Source organism: Streptomyces coeruleorubidus (assembly GCF_028885415.1).
Classification (GTDB): domain Bacteria; phylum Actinomycetota; class Actinomycetes; order Streptomycetales; family Streptomycetaceae; genus Streptomyces; species Streptomyces coeruleorubidus_A.
Genome location: NZ_CP118527.1, coordinates 7017630 through 7034059, shown reverse-complemented (window position 1 = coordinate 7034059; position 16430 = coordinate 7017630). Strand labels below are relative to the sequence as shown.

Annotated in this window: 15 protein-coding genes and 5 tRNA genes; 4 read left to right on the top strand and 16 right to left on the bottom strand. The window is 70.4% G+C overall.

The annotated features are described in order from the left end of the window. Positions 1-47: 47 nt before the first annotated feature. On the bottom strand, positions 48-1058 hold the full coding sequence (locus PV963_RS32825; protein WP_274819975.1) for an NAD(P)H-dependent glycerol-3-phosphate dehydrogenase: 1011 nt from the start codon (positions 1056-1058) through the stop codon (positions 48-50). Continuing rightward, the gene (locus PV963_RS32820) at positions 1055-1876 is read right to left on the bottom strand and encodes a lysophospholipid acyltransferase family protein (RefSeq protein ID WP_274819974.1); all 822 of its coding nucleotides are present in this window, start codon (positions 1874-1876) and stop codon (positions 1055-1057) included. Before PV963_RS32820 ends, PV963_RS32825 begins: the two co-directional genes overlap by 4 nt. A gap of 159 nt (positions 1877-2035) precedes the next feature. Here PV963_RS32820 and cofC point away from each other — a divergent pair, with 159 nt between their 5' ends. Further along, positions 2036-2674, top strand: coding sequence for a 2-phospho-L-lactate guanylyltransferase (cofC, locus tag PV963_RS32815; RefSeq protein ID WP_274819972.1), 639 nt, complete (start codon positions 2036-2038; stop codon positions 2672-2674). Positions 2675-2683: 9 nt separating this feature from the next. Next, positions 2684-2887, top strand: a complete 204-nt coding sequence (locus PV963_RS32810) for a hypothetical protein (protein ID WP_010044574.1) — start codon at positions 2684-2686, stop codon at positions 2885-2887. A gap of 71 nt (positions 2888-2958) precedes the next feature. Here PV963_RS32810 and PV963_RS32805 read toward each other — a convergent pair whose 3' ends face one another. The 4 genes from PV963_RS32805 to leuC all read right to left on the bottom strand — a co-directional run bounded on the left by PV963_RS32805 (position 2959) and on the right by leuC (position 6270). Next, the gene (locus PV963_RS32805; RefSeq protein WP_274819970.1) at positions 2959-3597 is read right to left on the bottom strand and encodes an HU family DNA-binding protein; all 639 of its coding nucleotides are present in this window, start codon (positions 3595-3597) and stop codon (positions 2959-2961) included. A gap of 136 nt (positions 3598-3733) precedes the next feature. Next, positions 3734-3964: a hypothetical protein gene (locus PV963_RS32800; protein WP_274819969.1), complete on the bottom strand. Its 231-nt coding sequence runs from the start codon at positions 3962-3964 to the stop codon at positions 3734-3736. A 276-nt stretch (positions 3965-4240) separates the two neighbouring features. Beyond that, positions 4241-4834, bottom strand: a complete 594-nt coding sequence (gene leuD / locus PV963_RS32795; protein WP_274819967.1) for a 3-isopropylmalate dehydratase small subunit — start codon at positions 4832-4834, stop codon at positions 4241-4243. 5 nt (positions 4835-4839) lie between these two features. Beyond that, entirely contained in the window at positions 4840-6270 is a 1431-nt protein-coding gene (leuC, locus tag PV963_RS32790; RefSeq protein WP_274819965.1) for a 3-isopropylmalate dehydratase large subunit, read from the bottom strand. Positions 6271-6467: 197 nt separating this feature from the next. On the opposite strand from leuC, the gene ndgR reads away from it, so the two are divergent. Continuing rightward, positions 6468-7184 (top strand): IclR family transcriptional regulator NdgR, encoded by a 717-nt coding sequence (gene ndgR / locus PV963_RS32785; RefSeq protein ID WP_010044585.1) that lies wholly within the window; start codon positions 6468-6470, stop codon positions 7182-7184. Positions 7185-7316: 132 nt separating this feature from the next. On the opposite strand, the gene PV963_RS32780 is transcribed toward ndgR, so the two are convergent. The 10 genes from PV963_RS32780 to PV963_RS32735 all read right to left on the bottom strand — a co-directional run bounded on the left by PV963_RS32780 (position 7317) and on the right by PV963_RS32735 (position 11926). After that, positions 7317-7389, bottom strand: a tRNA-Glu gene (locus PV963_RS32780). A 28-nt stretch (positions 7390-7417) separates the two neighbouring features. Next, positions 7418-7489: transfer RNA gene (locus PV963_RS32775), tRNA-Gln, on the bottom strand. A 20-nt stretch (positions 7490-7509) separates the two neighbouring features. After that, positions 7510-7582: transfer RNA gene (locus tag PV963_RS32770), tRNA-Glu, on the bottom strand. 40 nt (positions 7583-7622) lie between these two features. Beyond that, positions 7623-7695 (bottom strand) — tRNA-Glu (locus PV963_RS32765). Between the two features lie 40 nt (positions 7696-7735). Beyond that, positions 7736-7807 (bottom strand) — tRNA-Gln (locus PV963_RS32760). A 91-nt stretch (positions 7808-7898) separates the two neighbouring features. Beyond that, positions 7899-8630 carry an HAD family hydrolase gene (locus tag PV963_RS32755; protein WP_274819961.1) on the bottom strand — a complete coding sequence of 244 codons (732 nt, stop codon included), beginning with the start codon at positions 8628-8630 and terminating at the stop codon, positions 7899-7901. A gap of 128 nt (positions 8631-8758) precedes the next feature. Further along, positions 8759-9253, bottom strand: a complete 495-nt coding sequence (locus PV963_RS32750; RefSeq protein WP_274819960.1) for a hypothetical protein — start codon at positions 9251-9253, stop codon at positions 8759-8761. 54 nt (positions 9254-9307) lie between these two features. Then, entirely contained in the window at positions 9308-10792 is a 1485-nt protein-coding gene (gene gltX / locus PV963_RS32745; protein ID WP_274819958.1) for a glutamate--tRNA ligase, read from the bottom strand. Further along, positions 10785-11561, bottom strand: coding sequence for a fumarylacetoacetate hydrolase family protein (locus PV963_RS32740; protein WP_274819956.1), 777 nt, complete (start codon positions 11559-11561; stop codon positions 10785-10787). Before PV963_RS32740 ends, gltX begins: the two co-directional genes overlap by 8 nt. 173 nt (positions 11562-11734) lie before the next feature. Then, the gene (locus PV963_RS32735; RefSeq protein ID WP_020270047.1) at positions 11735-11926 is read right to left on the bottom strand and encodes a hypothetical protein; all 192 of its coding nucleotides are present in this window, start codon (positions 11924-11926) and stop codon (positions 11735-11737) included. Positions 11927-12528: 602 nt separating this feature from the next. On the opposite strand from PV963_RS32735, the gene PV963_RS32730 reads away from it, so the two are divergent. Continuing rightward, positions 12529-16425: a nitrate- and nitrite sensing domain-containing protein gene (locus PV963_RS32730; protein ID WP_274819954.1), complete on the top strand. Its 3897-nt coding sequence runs from the start codon at positions 12529-12531 to the stop codon at positions 16423-16425. Positions 16426-16430: the final 5 nt, after the last annotated feature.

The window sequence follows — 16430 nt, the reverse complement described above, 5'->3', positions numbered from 1 at the left end:
GTACCCGTTGGTAGGGCCGGGATACAGCGCCCGCGAACCCGCGTCGCTCAGCGTCGTTCCGGCTTCGCGCTGCGCGACATCAGCTCCTTGAGGGCCACCACCGGAGGCTTGCCCTCGTGCACGATGCCGACGACCGTCTCCGTGATGGGCATGTCGACGCCGTGCCTGCGGGCCAGATCCAGCACCGATTCGCAGGACTTGACGCCCTCGGCGGTCTGCTTGGTGACCGCGATGGTCTCCTGGAGGGTCATGCCCTTGCCGAGGTTGGTGCCGAAGGTGTGGTTGCGGGACAGCGGCGAGGAGCAGGTGGCCACCAGGTCACCCAGGCCCGCGAGTCCGGAGAAGGTCAGCGGGTCGGCGCCGAGCGCGATGCCGAGCCGGGTGGTCTCGGCGAGACCGCGGGTGATGAGCGAGCCCTTGGCGTTGTCGCCGAGGCCCATGCCGTCCGCGATGCCGACGGCCAGGCCGATGACGTTCTTGACCGCGCCGCCGAGTTCACAGCCGACGACATCGGTGTTGGTGTACGGGCGGAAGTACGGCGTGTGGCAGGCGGCCTGGAGCCGCTGGGCGACGGCCTCGTCGGTGCAGGCGACCACGGCGGCGGCCGGCATCCGCGCGGCGATCTCGCGGGCCAGGTTGGGGCCGGTGACCACGGCGATGCGGTCCGGGCCGACCTTGGCGACGTCGTCGATGACCTCGCTCATCCGCATCGCGGAGCCGAGTTCGACGCCCTTCATCAGCGACACCAGGACCGTGCCGGGGGCGAGCAGCGGCGCCCAGTCGGCGAGGTTGCCGCGCAGGGTCTGCGAGGGGACCGACAGGACCGTGAAGTCGGCGTCCGCGGCGGCTTGTGCGGGATCCGTGGTGGCCCGCACGTTCTCCGGGAGTTCGACGCCCGGGAAGTAGTCGGGATTGGTGCGGGTGGAGTTGATCGCCTCCACGACTTCCGGGCGGCGTCCCCACAGGGTGACCTCGCACCCGGCGTCGGCGAGCACCATGCCGAAGGCCGTGCCCCACGAACCGGCGCTCAGGACCGCCGCCTTGACCGGCTTGCTCACTTGCCCAGCCCCTCTTCCTGTGCCGACTGTGCCGATGGTGCCGACTGCACCGGCGATGCCGCCTGCTGCCCGCCCCGCTGTGTCTGCGCCCGGGTGCGGCGCCGCTGTTCGATCCGCTCCCGGCGCGGATCGTAGGGCGTCTCGGGCGCCTTCTCGCCGCGGATCTCCTCCAGCTGGCGGGTGATCGCGGCCATGATGACCTCCGTGGCCTCCTTGAGGACCTCCGCGGTCATCTCCCGGTCGTAGAACCGCGTGAGGTCCACCGGCGGTCCGGCGAGCACGTGGTGCGTCTTGCGCGGCAGAAGGTGCGGCTTCTTCGCGTACGGCGGCAGCAGTTCGTTGCAGCCCCACTGGGCGACGGGGATCACCGGGCACTTGGTCTGGAGGGCGACGCGGGCGGCCCCGGTCTTGCCGGTCATGGGCCAGCCGGCCGGGTCGCGGGTGAGGGTGCCCTCGGGATAGAAGGCGACGCATTCCCCGCGGTCCACGGCGTCGATCGCGGCCCGGAAGGCGCTCAGCGCGTCCGTGCTCTCGCGGTAGACGGGGATCTGCCCGGTGCCTCGCATCGCGGCGCCGACGAATCCCTTCTTGAAAAGCCCGCTCTTCGCGAGGAATCGCGGGACGCGCCCGGTGTTGTACTGAAAGTGCGCGTAAGCGAAGGGGTCGATGTGCGAATTGTGGTTCACCGCGGTGATAAATCCACCCTCGGCCGGAATGTGCTCCATTCCGCGCCAGTCCCGCCTGAGCAGAACCACCAGCGGCGGTTTGCAGATCACCGCGGCGAAGCGGTACCAGAAGCCGATTCTGCGGCGGGGCACGCGGACACCTTCCTCTAAGGCCTGAAGCGGGGGCCACCGGGGGGCCGCACAAGTGTCGCCCCCGGCCGCCGGTCTGTCGAGAACACCGTACGCCCCGACACGCCTGGCGCCGGTGGGCCCGGGTGACAATGACCGCGACAAGAGAGGGACGGAACATCTGTGCAGTGGACCTTGGTCGTACCCCTGAAGCCCCTGGCCCAGGCCAAGAGCAGGCTTGCGGACACCGCGGACGACGGGCTGCGGCCGGACCTGGCGCTCGCCTTCGCCCAGGACACGGTGGCGGCCGCGCTGGCCTGCCCGGCAGTGCGTGATGTGGCAGTGGTCACGGACGACACCCGAGCCGGCCGCGAGCTGGCCGCACTGGGCGCGGCGATCATCCCCGACGAGCCGGGAAGCGGCCTCAACGCCGCCCTCGCACACGCGGCGGGGGCCGTCCGGTCGGCACGTCCCGAAAGTCCGGTGGCCGCACTGAACGCCGACCTGCCGGCGCTGCGCCCGCCGGAATTGGCCCGGGTACTCGACGCCGCCGCTGAATTCCCGCGCGCATTTCTCCCGGACGCGGCCGCAATCGGCACGACTCTGCTGGCCGCCGCCCCGGGACGGCAATTGTTCCCGGCTTTCGGCATCGATTCCCGGGCCCGGCACCGCGCGTCCGGGGCCGTGGAACTGTCGCTCGCCGCCGTGGATTCCGTACGCCAGGACGTGGACACCGGCGACGACCTGCGCACCGCGCTGGCCCTGGGGGTCGGCCCTCATACGGCCGCGGCCGCCGCGCGGTTGCTGATACCCGGGCAGTAGGCTGCGGCCATGCAGGCGACCGCGTACACGTACGACCCCGAAAGCCGCAGCGGGCAGGTGCTCCTGGACGACGGCACCCCGGTGCCCTTCGACGCGGCGGCGTTCGACGCGGGGGGTCTCAGGTTGCTGCGCCCGGGGCAGCGGGTGCGGATCGAGGTGGAGGGCGCGAAGGAGGACCTGAGGATCACTCTGGTGACCCTCCAGACCCTCTGACCACTCCATGAACACACCGCGGGCCGGACTCCGCACGGAGTCCGGCCCGGCGCGTGAGTGCCCCAGCGCCCCTACTTCTTGCGGGCGGTGGTCTTCTTCGCGGTGGTCTTGCGCGCCGTCGACTTCTTGGCGGGCGCCTTCTTGGCGGTCGCCTTCTTCGCCGGAGCCTTCTTGGCGGTGGTCTTCTTCGCGGCGGTGGTCTTGGCCGTCGTGGTCTTCTTGGCCGGGGCCTTCTTCGCCGTGGTCTTCTTCGCGGCCGCCGTCTTGGCGGTCGCCTTCTTCGCCGGAGCCTTCTTCGCCGTGGTCTTCTTCGCGGCCGCCGTCTTGGCGGTCGCCTTCTTCGCGGCGGCCTTCTTGACCGTCGCCCCGGCGCCGCCGGTCAGGCTGCCCTTCGGGGCCTTCTTGACGGAGACCTCGCCGCCACGCGGCAGCTTCTTCGAGCCGCTGACCAGGTCCTTGAAGCCCTGGCCCGCGCGGAAGCGCGGAACGGAGGTCTTCTTGACCCGAACCCGCTCGCCCGTCTGGGGGTTACGGGCGTAGCGGGCCGGACGGTCGACCTTCTCGAAGGAGCCGAAGCCGGTGACGGAGACCCTCTCACCTGCGACGACCGCGCGGACGATGGCGTCCAGTACATGGTCGACAGCGTCGGCGGCCTGCTGTCGGCCGCCCATCTTGTCGGCAATCGCTTCTACGAGCTGCGCCTTGTTCACGTCTTCCCCTTCGGAGACATCGCCAGAACGAAAGTGTTCAAGCTTTTTCGCACGTTAGGCAGATATATACCGCAAATCAAACACGAAACGGGCTTATCACCCTTGTGCCGCAACGAACTCGACGGTGTCGTGCGGTTCAGCGTTCCTCGTCGGGGAGACGTCCCTCGTCGAGATCCGTGGTGAACCGCTCAAGCCGCCTTGCCGCGTCGGCGAGATCGTGCTTGGCCGCGGCCGTAATGACCAGCAGCTTCCGGGTCAGCGCCATCCGTACGCCCTCCGGGACTTGCAGTGCGCGCACCCTTGAGTGCGCTTCCTTGAGTTGGCCCGCGACTGCCGCATAGAGCTCGAGTTGGCCGTCGTGTTCCATGCACAGATTGTGCCATCTGGGGCGAGTTGTCGCCTGCGCAGGGGACAACTGCCGCCTCAAACGGTCTTCCGGGCGCACGCGGACGTCACGGCTGTACATCTCGCGTACCCCAACAACCACCGGCATAACGTGGGAAGTTGAGTGACCGGCTCAGGGCCGGCAGGGCCGTTCGAGTGCAGAAAAGGCTGTACCCCCGATCGGGCTGATCGGGGGTACAGAGGGGGGTTGTGGTGGCCGAAAGTCGCCTTGTTCAGGGGCGGCGGATCGTGCTCCGGATCAGACCGGGAGCGTCCGCGGCTTGAACGCCGGGCGCTTGGCCTCGTACGCGGCGATGTCCGCCTCGTTCTGGAGGGTGATCGAGATGTCGTCGAGGCCGTTCAGCAGCCGCCAGCGGGCGTTCTCGTCCAGCTCGAAGGAGGCGGTGATGCCCTCGGCGCGCACCTCGCGGGCGACCAGGTCGACGGTGATCTCGGCCTGCGGGTCCTTCTCGGTGAGCTCCCACAGCGCGTCCACGATCTTCTGCTCCAGAACGACCGTGAGCAGGCCGTTCTTGAGCGAGTTGCCGCGGAAGATGTCGGCGAAGCGGGAGGAGATCACGGCCTTGAAGCCGTAGTTCTGCAGCGCCCAGACGGCGTGCTCGCGGGAGGAGCCGGTGCCGAAGTCGGGACCTGCGACCAGGACGGTCGCGCCCTTGCGCTCGGCCTGGTTGAGCACGAACGACGCGTCCTTGCGCCAGGCCTCGAACAGCCCGTCCTCGAACCCGTCCCGCGTGACCTTCTTGAGCCAGTGGGCGGGGATGATCTGGTCGGTGTCGACGTTGCTGCGGCGCAGCGGGACGGCCCGGCCGGTGTGGGTGGTGAAGGCTTCCATGGTTCTCAGACTCCAGCGGGCGTACGGGTGTCGGCGGCGGACAGGTCGGCCGGGGAGGCCAGGTGGCCCAGGACGGCGGTGGCGGCCGCGACCTGCGGCGACACCAGGTGCGTACGACCGCCCTTGCCCTGCCGGCCCTCGAAGTTGCGGTTGGAGGTGGACGCGGAGCGCTCCCCCGGGGCCAGCTGGTCGGGGTTCATGCCCAGACACATCGAGCAGCCCGCGTGCCGCCACTCGGCGCCGGCGTCCTTGAAGACGACGTCCAGCCCCTCGGAGACGGCCTGGAGACCCACCCGCGCGGAGCCCGGGACGACCAGCATCCGTACGCCGTCGGCGACTTTGCGGCCCTTGAGCAGCTCGGCGGCGGCGCGCAGGTCCTCGATGCGGCCGTTGGTGCAGGAGCCTACGAAGACGGTGTCCACCTTGACGGAGCGCAGCGGCTGCCCGGCCTCCAACCCCATGTATTCCAGGGCCTTTTCGGCGGCGTAGCGCTCCGATGCGTCTTCGTACGAAGCAGGGTCGGGGACGGACGCCGAAAGCGGTGCGCCCTGGCCGGGGTTGGTGCCCCAGGTGACGAACGGCGACAGTTCGGCGGCGTCGATGACGACCTCGGCGTCGAACTCGGCGTCGTCGTCCGTCCTGAGCGTCTTCCAGTACTCGACCGCGGCGTCCCAGTCCGCGCCCTCGGGAGCGTGCGGGCGGCCCTTCAGGTACGCGAAGGTGGTCTCGTCCGGGGCGATCATGCCCGCGCGGGCGCCGGCCTCGATCGACATGTTGCAGATGGTCATCCGGGCTTCCATCGAGAGCTTCTCGATGGCCTCGCCGCGGTACTCCAGGACGTAGCCCTGGCCGCCGCCGGTGCCGATCCTGGCGATGATCGCGAGGATCAGGTCCTTGGCGGTGACGCCTTCGGGCAGTTCGCCGTCGACCGTGATCGCCATGGTCTTCGGGCGGGACATCGGCAGCGTCTGGGTGGCCAGCACGTGCTCCACCTGGGAGGTGCCGATGCCGAACGCCAGCGCGCCGAAGGCGCCGTGCGTGGAGGTGTGCGAGTCGCCGCAGACGACGGTGGTGCCCGGCTGGGTCAGGCCCAGCTGCGGGCCGACGACGTGCACGACGCCCTGCTCGACGTCGCCCAGCGGGTGCAGCCGCACGCCGAAGTCGGCGGCGTTCTTGCGCAGCGTCTCCAGCTGGATCCGGGAGACCGGGTCCGCGATCGGCTTGTCGATGTCGAGGGTGGGGGTGTTGTGGTCCTCGGTCGCGATGGTGAGGTCGAGGCGCCGCACCTTGCGGCCGCTCTTGCGCAGGCCGTCGAAGGCCTGCGGGCTGGTCACCTCGTGCAGCAGGTGCAGATCGATGAAGAGAAGGTCGGGCTCGCCCTCCGCGCGACGGACGACATGGTCGTCCCAGACTTTCTCCGCGAGTGTCCTACCCATCGCTGTTCCCTCCGGCCGACGACGATCCGCCGACCCAACTAGAGATCTTGAAGAGGCGGGCCCGCGCCCCTGCGTTTCCGGGCAACCGCCGCCAGGCCCGTACGTCACGGGCCGCTGTGACTTCGTGTCTTCCAGAGTGGCGGGTTCCACGAGAATTTGAACTTGCGTTTCACAGAGTGAGACGCAAGTATCGTTTCATGGACAACAGTAGCGGCGTCGGCGTTCTGGACAAGGCGGCCCTCGTCCTGAGCGCTCTGGAGTCCGGTCCGGCCACCCTCGCGGGCCTGGTCGGCGCCACCGGACTGGCACGACCCACGGCCCACCGCCTGGCCGTGGCGCTGGAGCACCACCGCATGGTGGCGCGCGACATGCAGGGCCGTTTCATTCTCGGCCCTCGCCTGGCAGAACTGGCCGCGGCCGCGGGTGAGGACCGTCTCCTCGCCACCGCGGGCCCGGTCCTCACCCACCTCCGCGACGTCACGGGCGAGAGCGCGCAGCTCTACCGCCGCCAGGGCGACATGCGCATCTGCGTCGCCGCGGCGGAGCGTCTGTCCGGACTACGGGACACCGTCCCGGTCGGTTCGACGCTCACGATGAAGGCCGGCTCCTCGGCGCAGATCCTGCTGGCCTGGGAGGAGCCGGAGCGGCTGCACCGCGGCCTCCAGGGCGCGCGCTTCACGGCGACGGCCCTGTCGGGCGTACGGCGCCGGGGATGGGCCCAGTCGATCGGCGAGCGGGAGCCGGGGGTCGCGTCCGTCTCCGCGCCGGTGCGCGGCCCTTCCAACCGTGTGGTGGCCGCCGTGTCGGTGTCCGGGCCGATCGAGCGGTTGACGCGTCATCCGGGCCGGATGCACGCGCAGGCTGTGATCGATGCGGCCGGGCGCCTCTCCGAGGCGTTGCGGCGCACCGGCTGAACCGACGGAGTGTGTTCGGGGAGGGTCGGCCTCAACGCCGCGGCAGGCCTTCCCCGACCAGGCGCCATCCCCGCGCCCCTGAGGTAAGCACGAGAATGGCCCCCCACCGAAGTGGAGGGCCTTCCCTGTACGTACCCCCGACCGGATTCGAACCGGCGCTACCGCCTTGAGAGGGCGGCGTGCTAGGCCGCTACACAACGGGGGCGTGGACTCTGCGTTTCCGCAGGTCCGAGCTGGTCTACCTGGACTCGAACCAAGACTAACTGAACCAGAATCAGTCGTGCTGCCAATTACACCATAGACCAATGTGGTTTAGACCAGTCAGTACCCCCGACCGGATTCGAACCGGCGCTACCGCCTTGAGAGGGCGGCGTGCTAGGCCGCTACACAACGGGGGCCCTAGCAGTCCCGAGCTGATCGTCGATCCGTCGGAACCAGTACCCCCGACCGGATTCGAACCGGCGCTACTGCCTTGAGAGGGCAGCGTGCTAGGCCGCTACACAACGGGGGCTTGCGGATCGGAATCCGCTGGTGCAGATGAGCTCTGCGAGCTGGCCTACCTGGACTCGAACCAAGACTAACTGAACCAGAATCAGTCGTGCTGCCAATTACACCATAGGCCACTGGAACGCAAGCCCCTGGGGGGATCTTGTTCTAGTAGTGCGCCTGGGGGTTCCTGCCTTCCGGCCCGCTCCCCGCGGCGCAGGAAGAACATTACCCGAAGGTGGACGGGGCTCCAAAACGAGTATCCCCGCCCAGCAGGGACGGCAGTTCGGCGAGAGAGGCGATGCGGTGCGGCCCGACGGGCGGGTCGATCGTGGCGTACGCACCCGCGCGGTCGATCCACACGGACAGCAGCCCGGCGTCGGCGGCACCCCGTCCGTCGATCTCCGGGTGGTCGCCGACGTAGGCGACCTGGTGCGGCGGCAGGCCGAGGGAGGCGCAGGCCGCGAGGAACGCCCCGGCCTCGGGTTTGGAGACGCCGAGCTCGGCCGCGCACAGGATGCTCTCGAAGCGGTCGTGGACGCCGAGGGCGCGCAGCTTGCGGTCCTGGACGTGGATGCTGGAGTTGGACAGCACGGCGTGCCGGTGGCTGGCGGCGAGGGCGTCGAGGACGGGCAGGACGTCCGGGAAGAGGGCCCAGACCGCCTCGTAGTGGGTGATGTACCGCTGGAACCACGCGTCGGCCTCGGCATCGGTGAGGTCCTGGCCGAGGAACACCCGTACGCGGTCGCGCCGCTGGTCCTCGAAGGTGGCCTCACCGGCCGCGAAGCGTGCCCATTGCAGGTCGGTGATCTGCCGCCAGCGGGTGATGGCCTGCTCGACGGTGTCGTAGTCGTCGAGCAGGCCCTCGGCCGTCAGGTGGGCGCGCATGCCGAGGCGGTCGGCGGTGGTGTAGTCGAAGAGGGTGTCGTCGACGTCCCAGACCACGGCGCGGATGCTCATGGTCGGACCGTACCCACTGCCGGGTGCTCTCAGCCCACGGTCAGCCTGCCGGAGAGCGTGCGGTCCGGGCCTTGGTCGTCGCGGGGGTGGGCGGTGAGCTTCCAGGTGTAGGTGTCACCGGTGCGCGGTCAGGGTGCGAACGACGGCTTGTTCAGCTGCCAGACCGGCGACCAGGGCATGGACCAGCCGATCACGGACGGCGAGTAGACCTGGGCCTCCATCTGCGCGAGCGGTGAGGTGGGAACGCCGCTGGGGACGATCGAGACCTCGCCGTACGTGCCGTTGAGGTAGGCGATGTGGCCGCCGAAGCGGTCGACGGCCCAGCGGCCGTTGCTGCCGCCGGTGTTCTGGTCCGTGGCCGGCAGTTTCACCAGGGTGCGGGTGGTCGCCGTGCCGGTGTGGAAGTCGGTGAGCAGCAGGTCATGGGTGGTGCGGTTCTCGCGGAGCAGGAAGCCGTCGGCGAGGCGGACCGGGCCGGTGTCGGCCGGGGCCGTGATCTTCCGGTTGGTGGCGCGGTCGCAGACGCCCGCGGTGCGGTCGCGGGTGAGGGTGGTCTCGCCGCCGGTCGCGGGGCGCGGGAAGTCCACGAGCCGCTGCTTGCCCGAGGCGCCGTTGTAGAGCACCTAGCGGCCGCGAAGGGCGGCGTCCGAACCGGACGCCGCCCCGCTGTGAACGCGCTACGCGGCCAGCTTCGCCAGTGCCGCGTCGATCCGGGCCAGGGTCTTCTCCTTGCCCAGGACCTCCAGCGACTCGAACAGCGGCAGGCCGACCGTGCGGCCGGTGACGGCGACGCGGACGGGGGCCTGGGCCTTGCCGAGCTTGAGGCCATGGGCCTCGCCGGCGGCCAGGACGGCCTCCTTCAGCGACTCGGCGGAGGTCCAGTCGGCCGCCTCCAGCTTCTCGCGGGCGGTGCGCAGGAGGGCGTCCGAGCCTTCCTTCATGGCCTTCGTCCAGCTGGCCTCGTCCTCCACCGGCTCCGGCAGGAACAGGAAGTCGACGTTGTCGGTGATCTCGGAGAGCACCTTGAGGCGGGTCTGGGCGTGCGGGGCGATGGCCTGCCACCTGGCCTCGTCGAAGGCCTCCGGGGCCCAGGGGGCGAACGGCGCCTGGAGCCATGGGCGGCAGCGCTCCGTGAAGTCCTTCACGTCCAGCATGCGGATGTGGTCGCCGTTGATGGCCTCGCACTTCTTCAGGTCGAAGCGGGCCGGGTTGGGGTTGACGTCCGCGATGTCGAAGGCCGCGACCATCTCGTCCATCGTGAAGACGTCCTGGTCGGCCGAGAGGGACCAGCCGAGCAGCGAAAGGTAGTTGAGTAGGCCCTCGGGGAGGAAGCCGCGCTCGCGGTAGAGGTTGAGCGACGACTGCGGGTCGCGCTTGGAGAGCTTCTTGTTGCCCTCGCCCATGACGTACGGCAGGTGCCCGAAGGACGGGATCTGCTGGGCGATGCCCAGCTCGATCAGGGCCTTGTACAGGGCGATCTGGCGCGGGGTGGAGGAGAGCAGGTCCTCGCCGCGCAGGACGTGGGTGATCTCCATCAGGGCGTCGTCGACCGGGTTGACCAGCGTGTAGAGCGGGGCGCCGTTGGCGCGGACGATGCCGTAGTCCGGGACGTTCTCCGGGGTGAAGGTCAGCTCGCCGCGGACCAGGTCGGTGAAGGTGATCGTCTCGTCCGGCATGCGGAAGCGGACGATCGGCTCCCGGCCCTGGGCCTTGTACTCGGCGACCTGGGCGTCGGTCAGCTCGCGGCAGTGGCCGTCGTAGCCGGAGGGCTTGCCGGCGGCGCGGGCGGCCTCGCGGCGGGTGTCCAGCTCCTCCTGGGAGCAGTAGCAGCGGTAGGCGTGGCCGGCGTCCAGGAGCTTGGCCGCGACGTCCTTGTACAGGTCCATGCGCTGCGACTGGCGGTACGGCGCGTGCGGGCCGCCGACCTCGGGGCCCTCGTCCCAGTCGAAGCCCAGCCAGCGCATCGAGTCGAGCAGCTGGGTGTACGACTCCTCCGAGTCGCGGGCCGCGTCGGTGTCCTCGATGCGGAAGACCAGGGTGCCCTGGTGGTGCTTGGCGAACGCCCAGTTGAACAGGGCGGTGCGCACCAGGCCCACGTGGGGGTTACCGGTGGGCGACGGACAGAATCGGACGCGTACGGGAGAGCCGGGTGCGCTAGCCACGCTTGACAACCTTGTTGGTGAGAGTGCCGATGCCTTCGATGGTGACGGCGACCTCGTCGCCGACGTTGAGGGGGCCGACCCCAGCCGGGGTGCCCGTGAGGATCACGTCGCCGGGGAGCAGCGTCATGGCCTCGGAGATGTTGACGATCAGGTCCTCGATGGAGTGGATCATCTCGCTGGTGCGGCCCAGCTGACGCTGCTGCCCGTTGACCGTGAGCTGGATGGTCAGGTCGCTCGGGTCCAGCTCCGTCTCCACCCAGGGGCCGAGCGGGCAGGAGGTGTCGAAGCCCTTGGCCCGCGCCCACTGCTTCTCGCGCTTCTGCACGTCGCGGGCGGTGATGTCGTTGGCGCAGGTGTAGCCGAAGATCACGTCCTTGACGCGCTCGCGCGGGACCTCGCGGCACATCCGGCCGATGACCACGGCCAGCTCGGCTTCGTGGTGCACCTCCTCCGAGAAGGAGGGGTACTGGATCTCGTCGCCGGGGCCGATCACCGAGGTGGACGGCTTGAAGAAGGCGAAGGGGGCGTCGGGTACCTCGTTGCCCAGTTCCTTCGCGTGCTCGGCGTAGTTGCGGCCGAAGGCCACGACCTTGTTGGGGAGCACCGGTGGCAGCAGCCTGACCTTGCCGACCGGCACCTTCGTGCCGGAGAGCTCGTAGTCCGCGAACGGGATGCCCTTGATGATGTCCAGGACGAGCTCGTCCTGCTTCTCGCCCTCGATGGCGCCGAAGGCGACGTTCCCGTCGATGGAGAATCTGGCGATGCGCACGGGATGCTTGGCCCCTTGACTGAAGCGGCTGGAGTCTGACGCTCCAGGCTAACGCGGGGAAGGGTCCGCGCCGTGCGCATGACGAAGGGGCGCCTCCGCCGCCAGGGCGCCCCTTCGATGTCCGTGTCCCGCCGCCGTGAGCATTCGGCGGCCGGTGCGCGTACTACCTGGTGTCACTCCGCGGCAGCGGCGGCCGCGACGGGGACCTCGGTGAGGATGGTGCGCTTGGGGTTGGCAGTCTGGGTGGGGAGTTCGACGCGGTGCTCCGGCTGTTCCGGCGTCTGCAGTTCGTCGGCGTCGTCCAGGTGCGCCAGCGTCGTGCGTCGCGGGTTGGCGATCTTGTGGAACATCGTCGTCGTCTTCACTGTTTACTTGACCCTGTTCTGTGACGGGCGCCGGGAGGGCGCGCAGGCCCCTCGCACGGGCGCGGGTTGTCGGTTCTGCCATCTCTGTAAAGCGTCAGGCTAGACAGGGGATTCCCGGCGCAACCGCGGGGAGATCAGGATCAGCATGTGAGTTTCCTCACGAATCAGTGGGCGAATCGGTCAATCCGGGCTTGCACCCCACCCCACCGAAACGGACATTGGCCCCCTGAAGCCCCCATTCCGCTGCCGATCATGGCGACTGGGACACCCGTCACGCCTCGACGACTCGCGGGCATACGTCCGAAATGGACGAACTCACCTTCCACGTCCGGTGATTCGCCACTCACGTGGTGTCACCTATGTCACGGCCTGGTCTACGAGCCTTGTTGGAGATCCTGTGCTGTGCTGGAATGCCACGGACCGCCGCAGGATCGAGCCGGCGCACAGGGGGCGCACAGACGCGCCGAGCGGCGGCGAGAAGGGGGAGCCAGCGCCGGTCACTCACGACCACCACGGGGGCGTACTCAAGGCGTCCCCAGAACGCCGACACCGTGCTCCGCCGCTCACGCGATGGGGCGCCTGGTCCAGAGGTTGCGACGCTAGTGCAGGGACGTTTCAAGAGGGATGGCAGCGCTTCGGCGGAGCCGGAGCCGCACGGCGGGACCGACCGAGGTCCCTCGCCCCAGCACGCCCAGAACCAGGGCCCGGCCGGTGACGGCGGGGAGCGCCCCGGGCGCCCCGGCGCGTCGGCCCCCACGGGGTCCGCGAGCCCGGCTCCGGCCCTGAAGCCCCCGGCCGGCCCGGCAGGCCCCGGCCCGCGAATAGCCCTGCGCAACTGGCGCATCTCCACCCGTCTGGTCTCGCTGCTCGCCCTCCCGGTGGTCGCGGCCACCTCGCTGGGCGCACTGCGTATCAACCAGTCCATGGACGACATCCAGCAGCTCGACAACATGAAGCTGCTGACGGACATGACCAAGCAGGCCACCGAACTGTCCGCCGCCCTCCAGGAGGAGCGCGACCAGTCGGCCGGCCCGCTCGCGCACGGCGGCAAGGCCACCGACTTCACGGTCAAGGGCCTGCGCGAGAAGACCGACCGGGCGATGAAGAACTTCCTCGACAGCTCCGAGGAGATCGACAGCGCCAGCAAGGAAGGCAACCTCAGGGGCGTCCGCGAGTACCTCATCCAGCTCGCCGGCGAGCTGGGCGACCTGGCGCAGATCCGCAAGGGCGCCTACGCCTCCGAGGACAACTCCACGCAGACGATCGAGGCGTACCACCGTCTGATCGAGAACCTGATCGACCTCTCCCAGGACATGGCCGAGGCGACCAGCAACCCGGACATGATCCAGCGCACCCGCGCCCTGGCGGCGTTCTCCTCCGCCAAGGAGTACTCCTCGATCCAGCGCGCGGCCCTCGCGGCGGCACTGCCCGCGAGCAACACCACGACCGGCAAGCTCTCGCCGAACGACCGGCTCTACGCCGAGTCGGCCCTGGAGAGCCAGAAGTCCGAGATCCGCAGCTTCAAGAGCATCTACGGCGAGGACGCCGCCGCCGAGCTGCTCAAGCCGATCGAGGACGGCGGCAACTCCACGATCAAGGCCACCGACACCTACGCGGGCCGGGCCCTGGTCTCCGCGAGCGGACTCGCGCAGCAGGACAAGCGCTCCTACCGCGACTGGCTGGACGACAGCTCCACCAAGATCCAGCAGATGAAGAACATCGAGCACACGCTGCTCGAGGAGATGGAACAGAAGGCCCGCGAGCTGCGCAGCGCCACCGAGCGCGACGCGATCATCTCCGGTGCGCTGATCCTCATCGTGCTCGGTGTGTCGCTGGTCGGCGCCTTCGTCGTGGCCCGCTCCATGATCCGTTCGCTGCGCCGCCTGGAGGAGACCGCGACCAAGGTCGCCTCCGACCGTCTGCCCGAGCTGGTCAAGCAGCTGTCCGAGTCCGACCCGCAGGACGTCGACACCTCCGTCGAGTCGGTCGGTGTGCACTCCCGGGACGAGATCGGCCGGGTGGCCGCGGCCTTCGACGACGTGCACCGCGAGGCGGTCCGCCTCGCCGCCGAGCAGGCCCTGCTACGGGGCAACGTCAACGCGATGTTCACCAACCTCTCGCGCCGCTCCCAGGGTCTGATCCAGCGCCAGCTGTCGCTGATCTCCGAACTGGAGTCCCGCGAGGCCGACCCGGACCAGCTGTCCTCGCTGTTCAAGCTCGACCACCTCGCCACGCGCATGCGCCGTAACGGTGAGAACCTGCTGGTTCTCGCGGGTGAGGAGCCCGGCCGCCGGTGGACCCGCCCGGTCCCGCTGGTCGACGTGCTGCGTGCCGCCGCCTCCGAGGTGGAGCAGTACGAGCGCATCGAGCTGGCCTCCGTGCCGACGACCGAGGTCGCCGGCCGCGTGGTCAACGACCTCGTGCACCTGCTCGCCGAGCTGCTGGAGAACGCGACCTCGTTCTCCTCGCCGCAGACCAAGGTCAAGGTCACCGGTCACGCCCTGCCCGACGGCCGGGTGCTGATCGAGATCCACGACACCGGTATCGGTCTGTCGCCGGAGGACCTGGCCGCGATCAACGAGCGGCTCGCCTCTCCTCCGACGGTGGACGTCTCCGTCTCCCGCCGCATGGGTCTGTTCGTGGTCGGCCGGCTGTCGCAGCGGCACGGCATCCGCATCCAGCTGCGCCCGTCCGACTCCGGTGGTACGACCGCGCTGGTCATGCTGCCCGTGGACGTCGCCCAGGGCGGCAGGAAGCCCCAGCCCAAGCAGGGCGGTCAGCCGTCTGTCGGCGGTGGCGGTCCGGCCGCCGCGCAGGCCGCCGCCGGTGCGGCCGCGGCCCGGCGTGCCGCCGGTGCCGGCCAGGGCGGTGGCGCCCTCGGCGCCGGTGCGTCCGGTGGCGGTGCGTCGTCCGGCGGTGGCCGGCTCGGTGCCGGCCAGGGTCCGCGGGCCGCGCTGCCCGGGCGGGACGCGGACGGTGGCCGACCGGGCGGAGGGCGCGGACCGCAGGGTCCCGACATGTCCCCGTCGTTGTTCGAGCAGAGCGCTCCGCCCGCGCCCCCGCAGGGCCGTCCGGCGGCCGGTGCCGGGTTCGGTCAGGCGCCGGGTGCCCCGCAGGGTTTGCAGGCCGCGGGTACGAACGGGCCGCAGGGCCAGGGCCGGCAGCGCCCGGGCAACGCCGATCAGGGTCAGGGCCAGGGCCGTCGGCCGCAGCTGCCGCCGCGCGGCGGTCCGCGGGCCGAGCTGCCCGGCGGTGACTCGCAGCCCCGCGTGCCCAGCTGGAGCGACGAGAACGCCCAGCCGCCGGTGCCGCGCGCCTCGCTGGACACCCCGCGCGGGCACGAGGAGCCGGACGTCTCCCGTACCTCTGCGATGCCGCGGATCGACGACCGGCAGGGCCCGGGCTCGACGGCGGAGATCCCCGCCGTCCCGCGCGACGACGACCGGCAGGGCCCCGGCTCTCCGGCCGACTTCGGCTCGGGCGGCCCCCAGCACTCGGACCGGTTCGGCCTTCCCGGCACGGACGGCTCGCAGGGTTCGGGCCAGTTCGTCCGCCCGGACGTCTTCGGCGCCCCGGCCGGCCGCCGCGACCCGTCCACGACGGGCCAGTACCCGGCTCCGCAGTCCTACGACAGCGGCTCGACCGGCCAGTACCCGGCACCGCGCCAGGACAGCGGCTCCACGGGCCAGTACCCCGCGCCGCGGCACGACGGCGGCTCCACGGGCCAGTACCCGGCACCTCGCCAGGACAGCGGCTCGACCGGCCAGTACCCGGCACCGCAGTCCTACGACAACGGCTCGACCGGCCAGTACCCGGCACCGCAGTCCTACGACAACGGCTCCACCGGCCAGTACCCCGCGCCGCGCCAGGACAACGGCTCCGGCCGGCCCACCCTGCCCGGTCCGGCCACCCCGGCCGACCCGGCGGGCACGGGCCAGTTCGAGCGGCCGCAGGTCAACGGCGCCCGGGGCGGGGACGACTTCGGCGCCCCGCGTCCGCCCGCCCCGCAGGCACGGCCCGCTCGGCAGGAGCCCGAGGCCCTGCCGCCGGCGTCCGGTCCGGGCGACGGGCGTACGCCGCTGTACGACACGCTCGAGACCAACTGGTTCCACGGCCAGCAAGAGCAGCAGCAGCCGCAGAACAACGGCTCCGCTCCGGCCCCGCAGCAGCCGCAGGGAGCCGGCGGTCCGCAGCGGTCCGCCCCCGCCGGCTGGCGCAGTTCGCCGAACGACGACCTCGTCCGCCAGGCCGAGCGCGTCCGCCAGCCCGCCGCCGGCGGTGTCACCACCTCCGGTCTGCCGCGCCGGGTGCCCCGGGCGAACCTCGTTCCGGGCACGGCTCAGCAGCAGCCACAGCAGAGCGGTCCGCAGATCTCGCGTGCCCCCGATGACGTACGCGGTCGGCTGACCAATCTCCGCCGCGGTATTGCACAGGGTCGTCAGGCCGGGTCCACCCAGACCGGCAGCTTCCCTCGGCCCTCTCACCAGCAGGAGCGTTAGTTGAG

What these genes read in the sequence shown, in the direction of transcription:
- PV963_RS32755 (WP_274819961.1), bottom strand. Translation starts at nt 8,630, where the DNA reads ATGAGCATCCGCGCCGTGGTCTGGGACGTCGACGACACCCTCTTCGAC.
- PV963_RS32810 (WP_010044574.1), top strand. Translation starts at nt 2,684, where the DNA reads ATGCAGGCGACCGCGTACACGTACGACCCCGAAAGCCGCAGCGGGCAG.
- leuC (WP_274819965.1), bottom strand. Translation starts at nt 6,270, where the DNA reads ATGGGTAGGACACTCGCGGAGAAAGTCTGGGACGACCATGTCGTCCGT.
- ndgR (WP_010044585.1), top strand. Translation starts at nt 6,468, where the DNA reads ATGGACAACAGTAGCGGCGTCGGCGTTCTGGACAAGGCGGCCCTCGTC.
- PV963_RS32800 (WP_274819969.1), bottom strand. Translation starts at nt 3,964, where the DNA reads ATGGAACACGACGGCCAACTCGAGCTCTATGCGGCAGTCGCGGGCCAA.
- leuD (WP_274819967.1), bottom strand. Translation starts at nt 4,834, where the DNA reads ATGGAAGCCTTCACCACCCACACCGGCCGGGCCGTCCCGCTGCGCCGC.